The 18,921-nt window shown below is 62.3% G+C and carries 16 protein-coding genes; 2 read left to right on the top strand and 14 right to left on the bottom strand.

The features are described 5' to 3' along the window. Positions 1–15: 15 nt before the first annotated feature. The 12 genes from LIY45_RS23400 to LIY45_RS23345 form a co-directional block, all read right to left on the bottom strand. Positions 16–1,737 (bottom strand): ShlB/FhaC/HecB family hemolysin secretion/activation protein, encoded by a 1,722-nt coding sequence (locus tag LIY45_RS23400; protein WP_226477758.1) that lies wholly within the window; start codon positions 1,735–1,737, stop codon positions 16–18. A 321-nt stretch (positions 1,738–2,058) separates the two neighbouring features. Further along, a complete protein-coding gene (pgaD, locus tag LIY45_RS23395) occupies positions 2,059–2,541 on the bottom strand; it encodes a poly-beta-1,6-N-acetyl-D-glucosamine biosynthesis protein PgaD (protein ID WP_017478043.1) in 483 nt (160 codons plus the stop codon). Further along, positions 2,538–3,884 carry a poly-beta-1,6-N-acetyl-D-glucosamine synthase gene (pgaC, locus tag LIY45_RS23390; protein WP_003218180.1) on the bottom strand — a complete coding sequence of 449 codons (1,347 nt, stop codon included), beginning with the start codon at positions 3,882–3,884 and terminating at the stop codon, positions 2,538–2,540. Before pgaC ends, pgaD begins: the two co-directional genes overlap by 4 nt. A gap of 3 nt (positions 3,885–3,887) precedes the next feature. Beyond that, positions 3,888–5,885, bottom strand: coding sequence for a poly-beta-1,6-N-acetyl-D-glucosamine N-deacetylase PgaB (gene pgaB / locus LIY45_RS23385; protein WP_226477757.1), 1,998 nt, complete (start codon positions 5,883–5,885; stop codon positions 3,888–3,890). A 12-nt stretch (positions 5,886–5,897) separates the two neighbouring features. After that, a complete protein-coding gene (pgaA, locus tag LIY45_RS23380) occupies positions 5,898–8,351 on the bottom strand; it encodes a poly-beta-1,6 N-acetyl-D-glucosamine export porin PgaA (RefSeq protein ID WP_226477756.1) in 2,454 nt (817 codons plus the stop codon). 181 nt (positions 8,352–8,532) lie between these two features. Continuing rightward, on the bottom strand, positions 8,533–10,029 hold the full coding sequence (locus LIY45_RS23375; RefSeq protein ID WP_026078043.1) for a YdgA family protein: 1,497 nt from the start codon (positions 10,027–10,029) through the stop codon (positions 8,533–8,535). 265 nt (positions 10,030–10,294) lie between these two features. Further along, positions 10,295–10,927: a hypothetical protein gene (locus tag LIY45_RS23370; protein WP_003218188.1), complete on the bottom strand. Its 633-nt coding sequence runs from the start codon at positions 10,925–10,927 to the stop codon at positions 10,295–10,297. An 81-nt stretch (positions 10,928–11,008) separates the two neighbouring features. Further along, positions 11,009–12,451: an efflux transporter outer membrane subunit gene (locus tag LIY45_RS23365; RefSeq protein WP_226477755.1), complete on the bottom strand. Its 1,443-nt coding sequence runs from the start codon at positions 12,449–12,451 to the stop codon at positions 11,009–11,011. Beyond that, complete coding sequence (locus tag LIY45_RS23360; RefSeq protein ID WP_017478037.1) at positions 12,448–13,338, bottom strand: efflux RND transporter periplasmic adaptor subunit; 891 nt, start codon at positions 13,336–13,338, stop codon at positions 12,448–12,450. The genes LIY45_RS23365 and LIY45_RS23360 overlap by 4 nt, the downstream gene beginning before the upstream one ends. Further along, positions 13,335–13,544: a DUF1656 domain-containing protein gene (locus LIY45_RS23355; RefSeq protein WP_017478036.1), complete on the bottom strand. Its 210-nt coding sequence runs from the start codon at positions 13,542–13,544 to the stop codon at positions 13,335–13,337. Before LIY45_RS23355 ends, LIY45_RS23360 begins: the two co-directional genes overlap by 4 nt. Further along, the gene (locus tag LIY45_RS23350) at positions 13,541–15,619 is read right to left on the bottom strand and encodes an FUSC family protein (protein WP_226477754.1); all 2,079 of its coding nucleotides are present in this window, start codon (positions 15,617–15,619) and stop codon (positions 13,541–13,543) included. The genes LIY45_RS23355 and LIY45_RS23350 overlap by 4 nt, the downstream gene beginning before the upstream one ends. Further along, entirely contained in the window at positions 15,616–16,047 is a 432-nt protein-coding gene (locus LIY45_RS23345; RefSeq protein WP_017478034.1) for a MarR family transcriptional regulator, read from the bottom strand. The genes LIY45_RS23350 and LIY45_RS23345 overlap by 4 nt, the downstream gene beginning before the upstream one ends. Before the next feature lie 260 nt (positions 16,048–16,307). On the opposite strand from LIY45_RS23345, the gene LIY45_RS23340 reads away from it, so the two are divergent. Continuing rightward, the gene (locus LIY45_RS23340; RefSeq protein ID WP_003218199.1) at positions 16,308–16,586 is read left to right on the top strand and encodes a hypothetical protein; all 279 of its coding nucleotides are present in this window, start codon (positions 16,308–16,310) and stop codon (positions 16,584–16,586) included. Next, positions 16,583–16,876, top strand: a complete 294-nt coding sequence (locus tag LIY45_RS23335) for a type II toxin-antitoxin system RelE/ParE family toxin (protein ID WP_226477753.1) — start codon at positions 16,583–16,585, stop codon at positions 16,874–16,876. The genes LIY45_RS23340 and LIY45_RS23335 overlap by 4 nt, the downstream gene beginning before the upstream one ends. Before the next feature lie 4 nt (positions 16,877–16,880). On the opposite strand, the gene LIY45_RS23330 is transcribed toward LIY45_RS23335, so the two are convergent. Beyond that, positions 16,881–17,126 carry a DUF2789 domain-containing protein gene (locus tag LIY45_RS23330; protein ID WP_226477752.1) on the bottom strand — a complete coding sequence of 82 codons (246 nt, stop codon included), beginning with the start codon at positions 17,124–17,126 and terminating at the stop codon, positions 16,881–16,883. A 74-nt stretch (positions 17,127–17,200) separates the two neighbouring features. Continuing rightward, positions 17,201–18,796, bottom strand: coding sequence for a glycosyltransferase family 39 protein (locus tag LIY45_RS23325; protein WP_226477751.1), 1,596 nt, complete (start codon positions 18,794–18,796; stop codon positions 17,201–17,203). Positions 18,797–18,921 lie beyond the last annotated feature (125 nt).

The raw sequence follows: 18,921 nt of genomic DNA, 5'->3' as shown, positions 1-18,921 counted from the left end.
TAACGGGGCGTTGAATTACAGGAAGAAATCCATGCGGAAGTAGATCGGCGCTTCGCGCTCGCTCATCACTGCCGGGCGTTCCAGGGAATGGGCAAAGGTCACGCTGGTGCTGACGTATTTGCCACGGGCGAACAGCTCCAGCGAGTTGCTCGAGACCCGGCCGTGCACGTTGTCGTTGTAGCGGCCATTGCTGATCACACCCTGGTCGTAGCCGACGCTGGCGCCGTATTCGGCAAAAGCCGGGCGCATCCAGTCCCAGGTCACCGGGCGCGCCCAGCGCACGTCGTTGCGCCAGTAGCCGCCGCTGTCGCCGGTGAGCTGCTGGTCTTTGAAACCGCGCACCGAGGCCGAGCCGCCGAGGCTCATGCGCTGGGGGCTGAACAGAATGTCTTCACTGCGTTGGCCGGTGGCCAGGCTGGAAAAACTGAACGACTCGCCCCACAGCGTGAACGGCTGCAAATAGCTGACGGTGGCGGTGTATTTGCGGTAGCGCGCGTTGGGCAGGCGATTGCCGTACTGATCGCGCTCGTTTTCAGCTTGGGCATCGAAGGCGCCGATACCGTTCTGCATGCCCAGGTCGAGGTTGACGAAGGCATTGCCGATGCGGCGGCCGTGGTTGATGCCCAGTTGCAGTTCGCTGAGGCGGTTGCTGCTGGTTTCGAGGTGGGCGTCGTCGATGTAGTTGTTGGTGCGCAAATGGGCCAGGCCGACGTTGACCGAGGTCTTGCTGACGTCGTCGCGATGGATCACGCGCTCGGCGCGCAGTTGATGGTTTTCGTTGTCGCCGTTCTGCTTGAATTTGTAGTCGTCGGTCACGCCGTAAGTGCGGTAATCACTCTCGCTGTAGGTGTAGCTGAAGTTCCACCAGCCCCACGGCACGTTGTAGTAGAGCATGGTGTTTTTCGAGGTTTTCTGGTGGTCGCTGACGGCATCGTGGCCGCCGCGCAACACCAACTGGTCGGCCAGGCCCAGCGGGCTGTCCCACTCAAGGCCGGCGCCCCACTGCTGTTCGCCGGTGCTTTTCTGGCCGTCGTTATTGCGCGACAGGCTGGCGCGCCAGGGCTTTTGCGGGACGTTCCTGACCTGCACTTCACTGCCGCCCACCTGGCTGCCGGGGGTCAGTTCCATTTGTGCCTGCTTGGACGGCAAGCGGTTCAACTGGTCCACCAACTGCTCGATTTCCCGCAGGTTGAGCTGCTCGCCGACCTTGCCGGGAAAGGCCATGGCCAGCTCGCGTTGGGACAGGTTGCTGCCGTCGGCGCCCTTCAAGCCTTCGAGTTTGCCTTCCACCACCAACACCTGGAGGTGGCCGGTGGACAGGTCCTGCTGCGGCAAGTAAGCACGGCTGGTGACCATGCCTTTGTCGATGTAGTAATCGGTGATCGCCTTGAGCACTTGATTGAGCTGGGACACGCCCAGGCACTGGCCGATATACGGCTTGAGCAGGCGCTCGCGGTCCGGTGCAGGCAGGGTGTCGGCGCCCTTGAGTTCGATGTCTTTGATCGGGAAGCAGCGGGTGTCAGCCGGGGTGGCAGGCGCTTCGGGCTTGGCTTCTTTGCCGGGCAGTTCCTTGAGGTCTTCAAGGCGCCGGCGCTGTTCTTCCAGCAGACGGTTTTGCCGGTCGCGGATCAGGTCCTGATCGCCAGGCGTAGGCGCAGCCACCGCACTATTGAGTGCGAAGCAAGTCAGCAGGCAAACGCCCAGCAGCAGCCGAGTCCGTGGCAGTAATAAAGACATGTTCGATCCGTCGAAAAAGCGGGGGCCGGCAAACTAACATCGAACTTCCGGTGGGCCAACATTCTGGCTTTATTGGAAGTTATGTTTCGCAGGCCTATAAGTTGCTGATTATTAACAATAAATAAATCAAGCACCGCTTAAGTGCTTGCATTTGGAATTTTTATTCCGACAAGCGGTAACAGTTTTGATACAACTTCAACTAGGGCGCTTACAATTGCCATTAGTTGGCCATCAATCTGGTATCCAGACTGGTTAGTAGCCAAAAGATGGGAAAAGTTCGCAGCTATTTTGTGAATTGGATCCCACTTTTCGGCATCCGGGTCAACCGACCACCTTGGCCCGCTCCTGCCCCGGCACCAGCTTCAACCCTGGCTTCTCCACATGCCGGGACACATGGGCTGTCACTTCCTGCACGCCTCCTTCCTGGTCGTTATGAATCACCAGCACACCCGGGCGACGCAGTTGCTCCAGGTCACCTTCCCCCAGGCTGAAGCTGTCGCTCAAACGCTGGTCGCTCAAGGCCTTGGCCGCCGAGCGGCGCTGGGCAAAGCGCTTGCCGCGTTGCTGCTGGTAACGTGCCCAACTGATCAATATCGCGGCGTTGAACACAGCGATCCACAGGTAGATCTGCAAGGTGTCCAGCGCCGCAAAAATCGGCGCTTCGATCCGCGGGCCACCGTGGCTGTCGAGCATCGGCACCATGCCGCGCACCAGCAGGAGGATCAGCCCGGCCCAGGCCAGCAGGGTCAGGAATACGTCGATCGCCCACATCACCGGGCGCTGTTGGGTTCGGATCAGGTTCATGGCTGCACATCCGTAGTGGGGGCTTTGATACCGCGATCCGGGCTGACCCAGCGCGCGCGTTTCTGGTGTTGGCGGAACAACACTTTGGGGAAGCTGACCAGGGTGGTGAACAAGCTCACCAGCCAGAACACCAGCGGGTACCAGACGGTCCAGAACAGGGTTTTCCACAGGCCCTTTTCATAGCGCCGGTCGATCATGATGCTCACCGCGAACTGCACCAGGCACACCACCGCCAACAGCAAGCCGGTGAAGGCCGGCGGCATCAGCGAGTCGACGGCGATGGCGGCGGGCAGCGTCACGACTTTGCCCACGGCCCAAAAGATCACCGAAAGCAAAAAGGTGAAGGCCCAGCCGGTGGACAGGCAGTACTCGAACAGCAGCGGCCACAGGTAGCGATGGCGCCATTGCCAGATGCCCCGAATATTCTTGAACAGCACTTCAGCGCCGCCCTGGGCCCAGCGCAGCCGTTGCTTCCACAGGCCGCCGAGGGTTTCCGGCATCAGGATCCAGCACAGCGCGCGGGGCTCGTAGAAGATGCTCCAGTGGTCCAGTTGCAGCTTCCAGCTCACGTCGATGTCTTCGGTGATCATGTCGGTGCTCCAGTAGTCGACCCGGTCCAGGGCTGCCCGCCGAAACGCCACCACCACGCCGGAAACGGTGAAGATCCGCCCGAAGACCCGCTGGGTGCGCTTGATCAAACCGATGATCGAAGAGAACTCGCCCACCTGCACCCGGCCGATCAAGGTCGAGCGCGTGCGAATGCGCGGGTTGCCGGTGACGGCACCGAGGCGCGGGTTGTCGAGCATCGGTGCTACCAGGTACGCCGCCGTGTTCGGCGAGAGCAATGCATCGCCGTCGATGCACACCAGGTATTCGCTGCGCGCGGCTACCGCGCCCATGCGCAGGGCCACGGCCTTGCCCTGGTTTTGCGCCAGGTGCAGCACCCGCAGACGCGGCTCTTTCAGCGCCAGCGCATCGAGCACGGCGGCGGTGTTGTCGCTGGAGCCGTCGTTGATCGCGATCACTTCAATGTTGCGGTATTGCTGGGCCAAGGCGGCGCCGATGGTTTCGGCGGCGTTGTCGCCTTCGTTGTAGCAAGGGATCAGGATCGAGATCAGCGGCTCGCCGGCCAACACCGGCGCCGGCGTGTCGTCCGCCCATGGCCAGTGGCGCTCCCAGTGCAGCCAGAAGTACAGGCCGCCGGCGATCCACAGGCCGGACATGAACAGCGGATAGAAGAATACAAAGTCCATCAGGAACTGCCCGGTGACCAAAAAGATCAGCCCAAGGGGCACGCCCAATACCAATGACAAGACGATAAGCGCGAGGATTCTGTCGAACATGAGTCAAGGGTTCCACTGGTTGGAAAGGGCCGGACGCACGGTTTTCAGATCCGGCGAATTCTCCAGGAAGTTGTCGGGGTAGTAGCCAAAACTGGTCACGCCCTGACGCTTGAGCACGCCCATCCACTCGGCCATTTGTGCACCGTCCAGATCGGGGGCGGCCGAGGTGCGCCAGTCCTTGGCTTGCAACTCGAAGACTGTGCGTTGCAGCGCGCCGGGGCGGGCCTTGACGGTGGCCACGAGCTTTTCCAGCCAGGCGTTGGAGCCCTTGAGGTCCTGGCCTTCCATCAGCGGCATGGCCATCGGCGCAGTCCAGTCGTAGCTGGTGAGGAAGTCGTCGAGGTTCTGCGCGAACCAGGCTTCGCTGCCAGGGTTGAGCATCGGCTCGGCGAAGATGTTGCGTGCGGTCTGCACTTGCGGGCCGCGCAGCGTGCGGACCTTGGCGGTCAGCTCATGGGTGAAGTCGATCAGGTAGCGGCTCTTGAAACGCGTCCAGCGCTGCATCACCGCAGGGTCGGCGCGCAGGGCTTCGATGGTGTTCGGCAGGCCATTGGCGGCGTAGGCCTTGAGCGCCAGCGGGCTGGCGTCTTCAAAGTCCGACAGCACCGCGTCGTCGTGGAACAGCACGCCGTCGATGGCACTGGTGCGGGCCAGGTCTTCGTAGATCTCGCCGATGATCTGCCGCACTTTCGGATCGAAGGGTGACAGGCGCTGGTACTGGTCCGGGTCGATGGCGACCTTGCCGGTTTCCGGGTCCCAACGGGTGACACGGGGCAGCTTCGCATCGAGGGCGAAACTGAGCACCGGCATCCAGGCAAATACGTTTACGTGAGCCCGGGTACGCAGTTGCCAGGTGACGCGGTTGAACAGGTCGGCGCGCACCGGCAAATGGCGGTTGGGGAAGTACAGCGAACGCACCAGGCCATCGCCCTTGGGGTCGGCGAAGGCTTGCAGGAACACGGTGCTGGCGCCCATGTCGACCACGCGCTGGACCAGTTTGTCGAGGTTGCGCGCCTGCTGCTCCGGGTCCGGGTCGTAGACGTTGTCCAGGTCCACATGCAGCACCCGCAGTGGTGCTTCAGTCTGGGTCGCGACGATGGCGTTGGCGTAGTGCTCGCCGTCCGGGTCGGAGGCCACCAGGAAACGCGGGCTGCTCATCAGGTTGCCGAGGCTGTCGAGACCGTCTTCCAGGGTCAGGGCCATCTGGTAGCCCTGCTCGCCCACCACCGCCAGCGAGGTGCCATCGGCAGCGCCGTAAGGCCACACCCACACACGCGGCGCCTTGCCAGTGACGGCGCGGATCTTGTTGGAGATCGCCGTCACGTCGGTGCGCATCCGCGCCTGGAACTGGGCTTCGGTTTCGTAGCGATGGGTGGCCGGGTCAAAGCGTCGGGTGGTGGCGGCCGGTTGCAGGTTGCCCTGTGGGTTGGCCAGCACACCCTTGTGGTTGGCGTCGGTGTGCGCGGCGATTTCCACCAGGCCGGATTGGGCGATTTCACGCACCTGCTGCCAGGTCAGGAAGTCCGAACGCGGGCGTGGTGTACCGGCGAAATCCACCGGCTGGTTCAGCGGCGTATCCACCCAGGAGCCCACCGGCGCCAGCAACGCGTGCCAGTTGTAGCTGCGCAGGATCGGCATCACACGGGTGTAGAAGCTCGCGTAGCCGTCATCGAAGCTGAGCATGATCGCCTTCGCCGGCAGCTCCGGGCCGCCGTTGCGGGCGGCGAGAATCTGGTCGACGGTGACCGGCTGGTAGCCGTTCTCCCGCAACCACGCCAGCTGTTCGATCAAACGCTCGGTACGTACGGCCACCACCGCCTGATCAGGGTCGCGGTCCTCGATGTCGTGGTAGGCGATACCGAGAAAGTGGTTCTTCGGCCACGCCGCTTCGTTGGCGGGCTTGAGCCGCTCGGCGGGTGGAGTGAAAGGCGCGGGTTGCTGGGCGCAAGCGCTGCTCAGCATTAACCCCAGGGCCAACAGGCAACGGGACAAGACAGGCATGATCGGACTCTTCTAGAAGCGGTAGGTGAGATCGACGATCAGGCGCAGATCGCTTTCGCGCTCACCGTCATAAGGTCGGCTGATCCAGCTGAGGTTGGCGCCGGTTTCGAGCACGTCGTTCCAGCGAAACCGCTGGCCGTAGCCCACCAATGCAACGCCGCCGGTGCCGTAATCGCGCTGGCTGTAGGTGCCCGCCCCCACCTGGAACTGCTGGCTCCACTGGGTTTCGTAGCGGTGGTAGAGCACGTGGTTGACGGTCGCCGTGGGCAGCACGCTGAAGTCCGAGCGCGGGTTGAAGTACGGCGTGTCTTCCTTGGTGTTGCGGCTGGTGCCGACTTCCAGGCCCAGATCGACTTGCACCCCCGGCGAGCTGTACACGCCCTGGCGACCGGTGAGCAGTGCTTCGAGACGGTTGTTGCCGTCGCTGAAATGGGACGGGCTCAGGGCCAGTTTCCATTCGCGGCTTTCGTTGGCGCGCCAGCGGATAAAACCGCTGCCGCCGTTGGCAGTAATGTCGGCATTCAGCGCCCGCAGCGGGGTGCTGGCGGAGAGGTAGTCGAGGCTTCCGCCGTACTGCCATTGGTCATTGATGTCCCGGGCAATCGCGATGCGCGCGCCCTGCTTGTCGCCAAAGCCGTAGGAGTGATTGGAGACCTCGGCTTCGAGGGTCATGTCGCGGGTGCGCCGCTCGACACCGAGACGCTGCCAGCGGTGTTGGCCGGTGCCTTCCGGGAAATCGGCAGTGGCGTAGCCGGCCCCGCCGAACACGCGCCAGTCTTCATCGATGGGCGGGCTGTAGAGCAAGGTTTCGATACCGAAATCGCGGCTGCCGGACACCGCGCCCGCACCGTTATCGCCGCCGCCGTTGCTTTTGCCGGTGTAGGCCTCGACGCGCAATTCGGCCATGTCGTGCACATCCCGCAGGCGGCTGAGGCGCTGTACCTGGCGGTTGTCCGGGGCGCGGTCGACCACGTCGTCGGTGAGCGCATCGAGCTGGCGCCACTCCTGCAAATCCAGCGCGGTGTGGCCTTGAGAGACTTCCAGGCCGATGTCGCGCGGGGCCTGGGCTTCGGTTTCCTTGAGGGTGTTTTCGGCGCGCCGTGGCCAGTCGCGGGCGCGGTACATATCAGCTTGGGCCAGGCGCAGGCCGATATTGCCGGGCGCCTGTTGCACCAGGGCTTCCAGGCCTTTTTCGCTGGCGGGCAGATCGGCGCCATAGGTGCCGGCCTGGGCCGCCAGTTGTTGGGCGTCCATCCAGGCGTCGTTGGGGTTGCCGATGGGCAGGCCCTTGAGTTCGACCCGGGGTTTCTGGGTGCTCGCCAGGTTGTCGGCGACTTCACGGGCCTCCACCACTTGATCGTTTTCAAGCAAGGCGTAGAACAGCGCGGTGCTGTCTTCGACGTGATCGCCGGCGTCCGCATCGCTCGCCGCCAGGGCCTGGCGATACAGCGGCGCGGCCTTTTCCGGCTGGCGCTGGTCGAGGTAAGCGGCAGCGACCCAGCGCAGCGCGTAGGTCGGCAGTTGCACACCTTCGCCCTTCAGCGCTTCGTAATCGCGGATCACCTCGGCGGTGCGCGCCCGGGCCTTCAGCGCGCCCAGGCGATCGATGCGCCAGCGCACCACGTCATCATGGGCGGTGGCATCCGGTGTCCAGGTGGTGAGCAGTTGGTCGTAATCCTTGAGGGCGCGGTCGGCGATGACGTAGCGCTCTTTTTCACTGCGCGAGGCGAACTCGGCCAGGCGCACGCGCTCGGCGGCCAGGTCGCCTTCGAGGCGGCGCTGGGTGACCGGGTCCAACAGGCCCGGGCGCCGGGCGGCCAGGCGCAGGGCCGGTTCCGGCAGGCGCGCGCGTTGCAGGGCGATGATGTATTCGCGGGCGACTTCGGGTTTGTTGCCGGCGCGGATGAACGCCTGGTCGAATTCGAACAACGCGTCATAGGTTGAACCGGCGCGGGTCAGGGCATAACCCAAGGCCATGCGGCGGTCGGCGTCGTCGGGCTTGGCCGCCACCAGGGCACGGGTGCGCTGTACAGCCTCGGCGGTTTGGCCGGCGTCGGCCTGAGTCAGGGCCAGGCCCAATTGCAGGTCCGGGTTATTCGGCTCGCGTTGCAGCGCCTGGCGATACACGGCAATCGCCGGCTCCCAACGCTGCTGGTTGCGATAGGTGCGGGCGACGGTGGCCAACGCTTGGGTGGTAAGGGGGCGATTGCGGCCCTGGGCCTCGTAGACCGTCAGTACCTCGGTGTCCTGGCGTGCCCAACTGGCAATCAACAGGTGATCGCTGACCTGCCCCGGCGTCTGACGCTCGGCGGGCAATTGGCGCAACAGATTGAGGGCCGGGCCATAGTTGCCGCTGCGGGCCTGGTTGATCAGCGAATCATAGGCAGCATCCGCCGACGCCACCACAGGCCAGAGCAACTGGCTACACAGGGCCAGACGGATAAAGGGATGAACATTACGCGACATGTCGTCAGCTTCCTCACCTGGGAAAGCTGTAGCGATAAATTCACCTGCACGACACTCCAGGCGGCCAGCATCTGATGACGCGGCCAAGCTTTCCTGGGGCGCAATATCCTTGAGAGGGGCACAAAAAAGGCCAATTCCGAACAATTATTCAGAATTGGCCTACATCACTTTGAGGCGAGTTTTATTGAGCGCCGTTGACCGCGCCGAACTTGCCCAGCACAAAACCAATGAATTGCTCGACGGTCATTTTCTGGCCGTTGAAGGTCACTTCATTGTTGGTGTAGTGCAGCTTGGACACGATATCGGTGCCCACCAGGGTCGCCAGTTGAGTGCCCACAGCCATGCCGCTGATCATCTCGCTGGCCATCTGGGATTGCTGCTCGATGGCTTTCGGGTCGGTCACACCACCGATCTGCGCTTGCAGGGCGGCAACGTCCTGGACCATCGGCTTGGACAGGGTCAGGTTGGCATCCAGCAGCGCAACGATTTGCTTGCCCAGCTCCACTGGCGGCAGGTCCATGCTCGACGGCTTGGCCAGGTCCAGCACCAGGTTGAAACGGCTCTCGCCATTGGTGGTTTTCAGCGACAGGTTTTCTACCGCCACTTGCGGCTTGGCAGCCAGCAGTTGGTCGACGTTGGCCTGGGCCAGGGTCTGCTCGGCTTCGGTCAGTTGCAGCTCAGGCACTGGCTGGCCGGCAGCGGCAGCGGCCTGGGCCGGCTGTACTTTTTCCTGGTAGAGCTTGGTCAGTACCAGCATCGACGGGATGTCGACGTTCTTCATGCTGACCGCCATGGCCGCCGAACCCACTGGCTTGCCCTGGTAACCGATCTCGTCGATCTTGTAGTCGACACGGCCGGCCAGGTTGTTGTCCTTGGTTTCGCTGCTGTCTTTCTGCTCAAAGTTCTTGAGGGTCAGCACTGCTTGCTGCGGGCCGAAGGTGACCTTGGTGTTGGTCAGCTCGACGGTGTTTTGCCCGGTGTAGAAACCAAAGGTGGTTTTTTCCAGGTTGCTGGCGATGGTCAGGCCGCTCAGCTCGGCGTCCAGCTTGGCGTTGTTGGCATCGACCACCGAGACCTTGAGGCTGTCCATGTAGCCGCTGGCCTTGACCTTCTTGCCTTCGGCAGTCGAATCGAAGTCCAGGTTGGCACCGGAGAAGCTCACGGCCGACTTGTCGTCCTTGAGTTCCAGGGGCAGCAGTTCAACGTTGCCGTTCACCGAGCGGTTGTAGCCGATGTTGGCCACGCCTTTGAGCGGCGACACGTCTTTGCTCGCGGCGAACCATTTTTCGGTGGTGGCGTTTTTCTCAAGCTCGTAGTGACTGGTGGCCATGACTGGCAGCCATTTCAGCGACACCAGGCGCGAGAACGGCAGCGGGCCGTGTTCGATATGGTCGACGAACAGCAGTTCGGTGTCCTGATGGTTTTCGCCGAACACTGCGCCCTGGGCCTTGAGGCGATAGTGGGCGGTGCTGCTGAACAACTGGCGGTCGAGGGAGACCAGTTCGAGGGTCACGGTGCCGTCGACACCGGCCATGGAGGTCTGCAGTTCCTTGTTGGCGTCCTGGATGGCGGTTTGCAGCACCGGCTCCAGTTGCTTGCCGGTGTACCAGGCACCGCCTGCGCTGATTGCACCAATGGCGACGACGATACCCAAGAGAACGACTGCTGGCTTATTCATGTAGTGACCTGATCAAATCCTGTGAAGTGGGCTGTCTTCCCTGAACCCCGAAGGGTGTCGGCTCAAGCCCGCCGAAATCCGGGGAAGATTAGCATTGCTGGCGTATGCAGCCCAATTTTTCAATAGGCGCGGACTTCAGCGGTGAACGGTAAAGCGCCTTCGCGAGCAAGCCCGCTCCCACATTCGACGGCATTCCAAAGAGGAAACTCGATCAAATGTGGGAGCGGGCTTGCTCGCGAAGGCGTCAGTACAGACACCGCAGATTTCAGGAATACTCGGTTTCGATCTCATCCAATTGATGGTCAAAGCTCTTCAGCCGCGCCGTCCACGTATACACCAGCACTTCAAACTCACGGTGAATCACCGCATTGCCCGGCGTATCTGATTTAGGGTCATAAAAATCCAGCTGGTAACGCTCCCGCGCCATCGCGGTGGCCACGTCGGATAATTCCCGGGCGTTATTCAGCCAATGCCGTCCGTCGGCGACTTGCCGATCAAGCATCACGCATTGTTTTTTCAGGGCTTCGAGGCTTTTTTCCAGCGGGGTGCCGGTCAGTTCACCCATGACTTCCTGGAAGGTGCGCCCCGGTTGCCAGTAGCTGCCCCAGAAGTAGCGGTCGAACACTGTCTCGACCCGGCGCAGGGCAACCTTGGTGTCCCAGATCGCCACGCGGGTCTTGCCTTGTTCGAGCAGTCTTCGCTTGATTCGCTGGCCTTGGTAAGAGGCCCAGGCCACCACGCCGATAGACAGCACCGCGATCAGCGCGCTGGCGCTGTCGAGGAACACCATGGCCTTGTCGATCTGATGGGCCAACATGATGCCGTAGAAGTAAGTCGCCGATAGCAGTACCAGTGCGAAGAACACGCACCAGAAAGCGGGAGCATAAGGGTTTTTCATTATTGGAATCCCCATGAGCAAACGCGAGCAGTGACAAGCGGGTCATCAACAGCACCCGCCAGTCAAAGCATAGCAATCAGCTCAGGGTTTGCTGGCTTGTGTGGCTTGCGTTCGTCCACTTTCCCAGCCGCCGCCCAGGGCCAGGAACAAATCGATCTGGCTCATGGCAACCTGGGTGTTCGCCGCCGCCAGTTGCGCCCGCACATCGGTGTAGGTGCGGGTGGCTTGCAGGTCGGCCAGGAACGACGCGCGACCGGCCTGGAAGAAGCGGTGCGTCTGCTCCGCGGCCTCTTTGGCCGAGGCGCCGGCATCCGCCAGGGCATCGCGACGTTGCAGTTGCGCGGTGTATTGCGCCAGGCCCGTCTGGGTTTCGCGGATGGCGTTGAGCACCACGCCGTCGAAATGCGCCAGGGCGCCCTGGGTCGCGGCTTCGGCTTCATGGATGCGGGCGCGGGCGCCGTTGGTCGGCAGCGTCCAGCTGATCAGCGGGCCAAAGCCCCAGCGATTGGTGGCCGGCGTGCCCAGGTCATCCAGGATACCCACGGTGCCCACGGTGGCTCCGATGCTGATATCCGGGTACAGCGCGCCGGTGGCCACGCCGATGCGTGCGGTGGCAGCCGCCAGTTGGCGTTCGGCCTGGCGTACATCAGGGCGACGCTTGAGCAGCGTGGCGCCGTCGCCTACCGGCAGCAATTGGGCGATATGCGGCAGTTCGGCACATTGCGCGGTGCCAGCCGGCAGTTGATTCAGTGGCTTGGCCAGCAGCATCGACAGGCGGAACAGCCCGGCCTGGCGCAGCGCTTCATAACGCGGCATTTCGGCGCGCAGGGATTTGTACTGGGTTTGCGAACGGGTGACCTGGGTTTCATCACCCCGCCCGGCATCCCGCAGGCGCTGGGTCAGGTGCGTGCTCTGGGCTTGCAGGTCGAGGGACTCGTTGGCGATCGCCAGCTCTTCGTTGGCCGCGCACACTTGGGTGTAGGAGCGCACCACGTCGGCCACCAGGGTGATACGGGCGATATCGGCCGCCGCCTGGGCCGCATCGGCACTGGCCTGGGAGCTTTCAATGCCGCGCTGCAAGGTGCCGAACAAATCGAACTGGTAAGAGGTGCTGATGCTCGCGGCGCCGATATTGGCCACCGGGACTTTTTCCGTCAGCAAATAGGCCTCACCGGATTCTTGCAGGCGCTGGGCTTCCGCCTTGGAGCCGGCACTCCAGCCGCCGGCCGATTCAGCTTGCTGCACCTGATAGCGCGAGCGCTGCAAGTTGGCTGCAGCCACCCGCAGGTCGGTGTTGGAGGCCATGGCCTGCTCCACCAGCTGATCCAGGCGCGGGTCTTGATAGAGCTTCCACCAGTCCGCCGGCACCGGCGCCGACACCACATTGTTGCCCTCCCCGGCCAACTGGCCCTGAAGGTCACCACGGTTCACAGCCGCCTTGTCCGGCAGCTTGTAATCGGGGCCCACCACTTGGCAGGCCGACAGCAACAACCCCAGCCCGGCGGTTGCTAAAAGCCGTTTCATGGCTGGTTCTCCGACTTGGGTTTATCGCCGATGATCGACACCGTGGCAGTGCGCCCGGCAATCATGCGGAAGTCCGCCGGCACGTCGTCAAAGGCGATGCGCACCGGAATCCGCTGGGCCAGGCGCACCCAGCTGAACGCCGGGTTGACGTTGGGCAGCAGGTTGGAGCCGCTGGTGCGGTCACGGTCTTCGATACCGGCGACGATGCTCTGCACATGCCCACGCAGGCGAGCGTTGTCGCCGATCACGCGGATGTCGACGCTCTGGCCGACGTGGATGCCGTCGAGCTTGGTCTCTTCGAAATAGCCGTCGATGTGGAAAGAGTTGCTGTCCACCACCGACAACACCGGACGCCCGGCGGTCACGAACTCCTGGTTACGCGGCGCACGGTCGTTGATGTAACCGTCCACCGGGCTGCGGATCACCGAGCGGTCCAGGTTGAGCTGCGCGGCATCCACCGCCACTTGCGACTCCGCCAGGGCCGATTGGGCACGGGCGACACGGGACTGGCTTTCTTCCAGTTGTTCGCTGGCCACCAGGTTGCCGAGGCCACGGTTACGCTTGTTCTCGCGCACGGCCTGGGCCAGGGTTTCCTGGCGGTCGGCCACGGCGGCCTGGGCTTGGCGCAGGGCCAGCTTGAAGCGGTCCTGGTCGACGGAGAACAGCACCTGCCCGCGCACTACCAGTTGGTTGTCACGCACGTCCACTTGCTGGATCAGCCCGGACACGTCCGGGGCGATCTGCACGATGTCGGCACGGATGTGGCCGTCACGGGTCCACGGGGCGAACATGTAGTACATCACCATGCGCCACACCACGACGCAGGCGAAGGTCACTACCAATAACGTCAGGACTACACGGCCGATGGTCAAAAAAGGTTTTTTCATGTCATGAGGTATCGACTGAGTGAATCCACTGCGCCCAGCAACAGAGCGTAGAGACCCACATTGAACAATGCCCGGTGCCAGACCAGGCGATAGAAGTGGAGGCGGGTCAACAGCCCGTGCACCACCAGGTACAACACATAGGTAATGCCCATCAGCACCAGCAGCGTGGGCAGGAATACCCCGCTGATATCCAGATCACCGATCATAAAGGCGCTCCATCGGGTAACGGCGCTTCCATTTCTGTGCCGCCGAGAAATTCCACGCCGGGCAACAACGCCAGGCGCAAGCCACTGAGGGCGTGCAGCAAGTGCAGGCGGGTTTCGTCCTCACCTTGCAGGCCCTGGCCGTTGAGGGCGCGGCGGGTACGGTCGAGGGTCATCAGCAGACCGCCGGGGGCCGGCAGACGTTCACCGGCTTTCAGGCAGGCCTTGAAGTAACCGCCGACGCCTTCCACGACCTGGCTGAGCAGCACGCGCGGTACGCCGAGGATGCGTGGCGAATAAGCCTGCAAATCCATGAGGTTCAGCGCCACACCCAATTCCCGCAGGGCGATGCCGGTGTCTTGGCCGGTCATGGCCAGGCGCGGCAGATGCTGCATCAAGCGATCCAGCATTTGAGCACCCATGTGCCGGTGTTCGGCCAGGGTCGCAGGCTCAGTGAGGCCAACGATGTCCTGCCAGCCGAAGCGGGTCAGGCGCTTGGCCGCCAGCTCGGCGCCGAACGGCCGGGCAATCAGGGTCCAGACGAAGGCGAACAACAGGCCGACCGGGCCCGCCAGGTTGGAGTTGGCGAAGGCCAGGAAGTCCGCGTCGTAGGCACCCTGGATGCTGATGAACGACGAGGTGTTGACCAGCGTCAGCAGCATGCCGAGGTAGAAACGCGGCTGTACCGTCAGCGTGCCGATACAGATAAAGGGCACCGAAAACGCCAGCACCAGCATCGGGAAATCGTGCAGGTTGGGCAGCACCAGAAACAGGTAGAGGCTGGCGAACAGCACCGACATTGCGGTCCAGAAAAAGAACCGGTAGATCTGCGGCGCCGGGTCGTCCATGGAGGCGAAAAAACTGCAGGCCACCGCCGCCAGGATCACCGCGCTGCCACCGTCGGTCCAGCCCAGCAGGATCCACAGCACCGAGGCGACGATGATCGCGGTGACGGTGGAAAACGCCGAGTAGAACATGAGGCCCCGGTCGAGGAATGGCGTCAGCCGGCCCAGGCGCCAGTGGCGGTACACCGCGCGCCAGCTGTCCTGGCTTTCGCACTGGATGGCGGCTTGCAGGCTGCGGCAGTCTTGCCACAGATCCACCCACTCGCCCAGTCGGTACAGGGCATTGGAGAACAGTAATTGGTGGCGGTCATCCAGGGCCTCGGCATCGGGTTGCAGGGCTTCGATCTGGTCGCGCAGAACACGCCAGCGTTCGAGGGGCGCGTCCTTTTGCGTGCTGGCCAGCCACTCGTTGGCGGCGGTCAGCAACGGCGTGAAACGGTCGAGCAATTCCGGCGCGCGGTGTTCCAGGGCGTACACGGCGTTGTCGAGGGCATCGATCACCGGCAGCAGGTGGATCATCCGCCCGCGCAGCTCCTTGGTGTTGCGCACCGTTTGCGGCCGCGAGCCCTCGTGGGGCAGCTGGCCGATCATCAATTCCAGGGTGTTGAAGGTGGCAACCATGCCGCTGCGCAGGGTGCTGATTTCTTCGGGCTGCACGTTGCGGCTGAGGAAGCGCTGGCTGTAGACCTGGGCGTCGGCAAACCACTTGCTTACCGAGTCATCGAACACCGGCGCCAGGCGTCGCGGCCAGAACATCGCACCCACCACGGCGGCCACGGCGATGCCGAGGAAGATTTCTTCGGTCCGCGCTTCGGCCACATCCCACACCGCCAGGGGGTTATCCACCACCGGCAGGGCGATCAGCGGCAAGGTGTAGCCGGCCAGCATCAGCGCATAGCTGTTGGCGGTGCGCAGGTGCAGGGACAGGAACAGCAGAATCCCGGTCCACAGCGCGATCACCACCACCAACACGTAAGGCGTCTGCACAAACATCGGCACAAAAAACACCGCAGCGGCCGCGCCCATGAAGGTACCGACCGCCCGGTACAGCGCCTTGGAGCTGGTAGGGCCGACAAACGGGCTGGAAACGATATACACCGTGGCCATCGCCCAATACGGACGCGGCATTTGCATCAGCATGGCGATGTACAACGCGATCATTGAAGCGGCGAATGTCCTTACGCCATAGAACCAATCCTTGGCCGGCGGCATGCCGGTAAAAAATCCGTTCAAGAACTCACAACCATGGGATGTTGATTGGCGCCTTCGAAGGCCCGTAGGACACGCAGCGCAGCTTCCAGGTCATCGGGATCGATCGTCGCCAGCACCTCGCGGCGCAGGCGCACCAGCTGTTCTTCCACCGCCTGCACCAGCTCGCGGCCACGCTCGGTGAGGCTCAAGGACTTGGCGCGGCGATCGTGGATGTCTTCGGTGCGGCACACATAGCCGGAACTGCACAGCTGGTCCAACAGGCGCACCAGGGACGGGCTTTCCATCCCGGCGGCCTGGGCCACTTTGACTTGGTGCACACCGTCGCCGAGGCGGCCGATCATCAGCAGCGGCACGGCGCAGGCTTCAGAGATGCCATAGCTGACGAGCGTGGTCTGGCAGATTTTGCGCCAGGTCCTGGCACCTACCACCATGCTGCTGCTGATGTTCATCTGGAGTTGTTCGAGGGTCTGGGACACTGGACTCTTCGCATACAGTTAGTTTGCTAACTATCAATATGGTCGATGGATACAAAGCAGTCAAGTTTTGATACAAATTTGCGGATGGGTGGATGGCCCGTGGGCTAAGTAAAGCTGGTTTAGGGAAAGGTGGTTTGCTGCCAGCAACCGTCAGTCGCCTCACTCAGCTCACATGCGTCGTCAGGTATGCACGTTGTATATACTTCGTACATACCAATCTAGAGCATTCACTTATGTCAAAACTAGCCGTTTTCACCTTGAAGCTTGAGTCGGAACTACGCGACCAATTCATGGCCGAGTGCGAGGCTACCCACCGTCCTGCATCGCAAATCGTGCGAGATATGATGCGTCAGTTTGTCCAGGCCCAGCAGGAATCACGGGAGTACGATGCGTTCTTGCAGCGTAAAGTAGACGCCTCTCGCGCCTCGATACAGGCAGGCAGAGAGATTTCCAATGAGGATTTGGAAGCTGAGTTTTCTGCGAAACGTGCTCACGTAGATAATCAGGAATGAGGGTTGCCTGGACGCCGGAAGCGGCGCAGGACCGTAGGGATATCTGGGACTTTTTATTTGAGAAAAACCCACAAGCCGCAGCCGATATGGATCGACGCTTCAGCAGTGCAGTGCTGGGACTGGCAAAACACCGAGAAATCGGTCCACTCGGCAGGATCACGGGCACACGCGAAGTCATTCCTCATCCAAGCTACCGCCTTGTTTACCAACTTGAGCCCGACGTAGTAAGGGTCGTAGCGCTTGTGCACACCGCTCGCCAATGGCCACCAGAGAAAGCAACCGCCTCTTGACGGCTTAGACTCCTCGCCCCTCTCTCAACCGCAAATTCAACTCATCCACCACCTCCGCCCAATCCGCATCCCCCAAAATCTCTTCGCGCAAAAACGCCCGCTGGCTTGGCGTCCAGAAAAACGCATCCGCCAGGTGCAGTTCGGGTTTGAGTGGGGAGTGGACCGCGATGTACTGCTCAATGCTGACCGGGTCATCGGGCAAACCGAGCTGTTTGAACAACGATGGCAAGTTGTGGACTGGGGATTCCATGAGGCGTTCCTGGAGAGAAGGTTCACCTGAGTCTAGCCCCCAGGCGAACATAAACCTCTCCGGTGTTGCGCAGATTAATCGCAACCCTCGCGGTGCACGCCCGCTGGCGCGTTACACAGCACGAACAGCCGGGCCCGTGCGCCACCGCCATCCTGCTGGCTGAGCTGGCGCCACCCTGTCGGTAACGGAGCAAACTCATCCGGCGGCTCCGTGCCGCTGATCAGCCATACACGCGGGGTCTCGGCGGGTAACGCCGACAAGCGATCAAGGTAGATGCGCCCGCCGTCCTGGTCCACCAAGGTGCCAAAACCGTAGGCGTTCGGCCGTGTGGACTTGCCGGAGGCGGTCGGCGGTGTGAAGAGCTGCAACTGGGCGTCGGTCTCGTCGTAATAGACGTAGGGCAGGTACCACAGCATGTCGCTGATGACGATGCGGTCATCTTCCTGGTAGTTGCGATTGACGAACTCCACCACCACGTTGAATTGATCATGTTCATCGACGGTGGCGTTGGTCTTCACGCCTACCCACTCGACCCCGACAAACAGCACCAGCAGTGCTGCCCCCGCGAGCGGCAGGCGTGGCGACAGACGGTCGACAGCCACCGCCACGATGATCGGCAAACTCATCGCGTAGGCGGTGAGATAACGCTCGATAAACACCGGGGAAATAAACGAAACCCCATAGACCAGCACCACCGGCAGCATGAAAAACAGCGCCAGCAGCCAACCAAACCGATAGCGGCTTTGATCGCGCCAGGCGGATACGCCTACCAACGCTATCAGTAATAAAGGAAACGCAATGAAGAGGGGGCGCCACAAATGGTCACCCGGGTCCTGAATGAGGAACTGCCACACCATGGACGGCACGGAGTACAGGTTGACCGGATCCTCCCAGCCAATATCACCGCCCACTTTGAGTTCTTCGGTGTGATGCACCAGGCCCAGCAAATTCGGCAGCCAAGGCAGGTACAGCAAGACAATGGCAAGGTTGGCCAACCACCAGCCCGGACGCGTGACAAGGCGCAGGCCGCCGGCCCGTGGCTGGCGCAGCAACAGCAGCCATGACCAATGCACCAGTACGCACAAGGCAGTGAAGTAGTGGGTGTAGAAAGCCGCCGTCATCAACAGCGCATAGGCCATCAGATAGCGCTTGCGTTCAGGCTGGCGGACCCAATACACCAATGCCAGGGTGGCGGCCAGCAGCCACACACCCAGCAACGAATACATTCGCACTTCCTGGCTGTAGCGCACCGCCGTAGGCAGCAACGCCAGCAGAATCCCCGCCAGCACCGCCGCGCGGCGGGTCGCAATCAGCCGCGTCAGCCAGACCCCCAGGCCGACCGCAACCACACCGGGGATCGCGCTCATGCTGCGCAGGGAGAAAATACTGTCGCCAAACACCTCGATCCAGCCGCGCAGCATGAAGAAATACAGCGGCGGGTGAACGTCATGGGCGGCGTGAAACCACAGATCCTCCAGGGAATACTCAGCGAGCAACAGGCTTGAACCTTCATCGCCCCAGATGGCGGCGGCGGTCAGGCCATAGAAACGCACGGCCATGGCCAACGCCAGCAGCGGCACCCACCACAATCGAGCCAGCCAGCCGGCATTCTCCCAAAGACCAGGATTGACCACGGGAAATGCCCCGGCCTTGTTGTCTTGTTCCGCCACAGAGCGTCGCACCTCTACTTCCTCACCCACTACTGAACCTGCGCTTGCGCGAACACCCGCCACTCTAGGTTAAAAGGCCTTGATTCGCCCGCTGTTTTGCTCGTTTTGAGCCGTCATCCGCCAAT

This window comes from Pseudomonas sp. MWU16-30323, from assembly GCF_020515595.1.
GTDB classification, from domain to species: Bacteria; Pseudomonadota; Gammaproteobacteria; order Pseudomonadales; family Pseudomonadaceae; genus Aquipseudomonas; species Aquipseudomonas yamanorum.
This window is presented reverse-complemented; position numbering and strand designations above follow the sequence as displayed.

Coding starts and splice junctions, on each gene's coding strand:
- LIY45_RS23400 (WP_226477758.1), bottom strand. CDS start 1,737: ATGTCTTTATTACTGCCACGGACTCGGCTGCTGCTGGGCGTTTGCCTG.
- pgaD (WP_017478043.1), bottom strand. CDS start 2,541: ATGAACCTGATCCGAACCCAACAGCGCCCGGTGATGTGGGCGATCGAC.
- pgaC (WP_003218180.1), bottom strand. CDS start 3,884: ATGTTCGACAGAATCCTCGCGCTTATCGTCTTGTCATTGGTATTGGGC.
- pgaB (WP_226477757.1), bottom strand. CDS start 5,885: ATGCCTGTCTTGTCCCGTTGCCTGTTGGCCCTGGGGTTAATGCTGAGC.
- pgaA (WP_226477756.1), bottom strand. CDS start 8,351: ATGTCGCGTAATGTTCATCCCTTTATCCGTCTGGCCCTGTGTAGCCAG.
- LIY45_RS23375 (WP_026078043.1), bottom strand. CDS start 10,029: ATGAATAAGCCAGCAGTCGTTCTCTTGGGTATCGTCGTCGCCATTGGT.
- LIY45_RS23370 (WP_003218188.1), bottom strand. CDS start 10,927: ATGAAAAACCCTTATGCTCCCGCTTTCTGGTGCGTGTTCTTCGCACTG.
- LIY45_RS23365 (WP_226477755.1), bottom strand. CDS start 12,451: ATGAAACGGCTTTTAGCAACCGCCGGGCTGGGGTTGTTGCTGTCGGCC.
- LIY45_RS23360 (WP_017478037.1), bottom strand. CDS start 13,338: ATGAAAAAACCTTTTTTGACCATCGGCCGTGTAGTCCTGACGTTATTG.
- LIY45_RS23355 (WP_017478036.1), bottom strand. CDS start 13,544: ATGATCGGTGATCTGGATATCAGCGGGGTATTCCTGCCCACGCTGCTG.
- LIY45_RS23345 (WP_017478034.1), bottom strand. CDS start 16,047: ATGAACATCAGCAGCAGCATGGTGGTAGGTGCCAGGACCTGGCGCAAA.
- LIY45_RS23340 (WP_003218199.1), top strand. CDS start 16,308: ATGTCAAAACTAGCCGTTTTCACCTTGAAGCTTGAGTCGGAACTACGC.
- LIY45_RS23335 (WP_226477753.1), top strand. CDS start 16,583: ATGAGGGTTGCCTGGACGCCGGAAGCGGCGCAGGACCGTAGGGATATC.
- LIY45_RS23330 (WP_226477752.1), bottom strand. CDS start 17,126: ATGGAATCCCCAGTCCACAACTTGCCATCGTTGTTCAAACAGCTCGGT.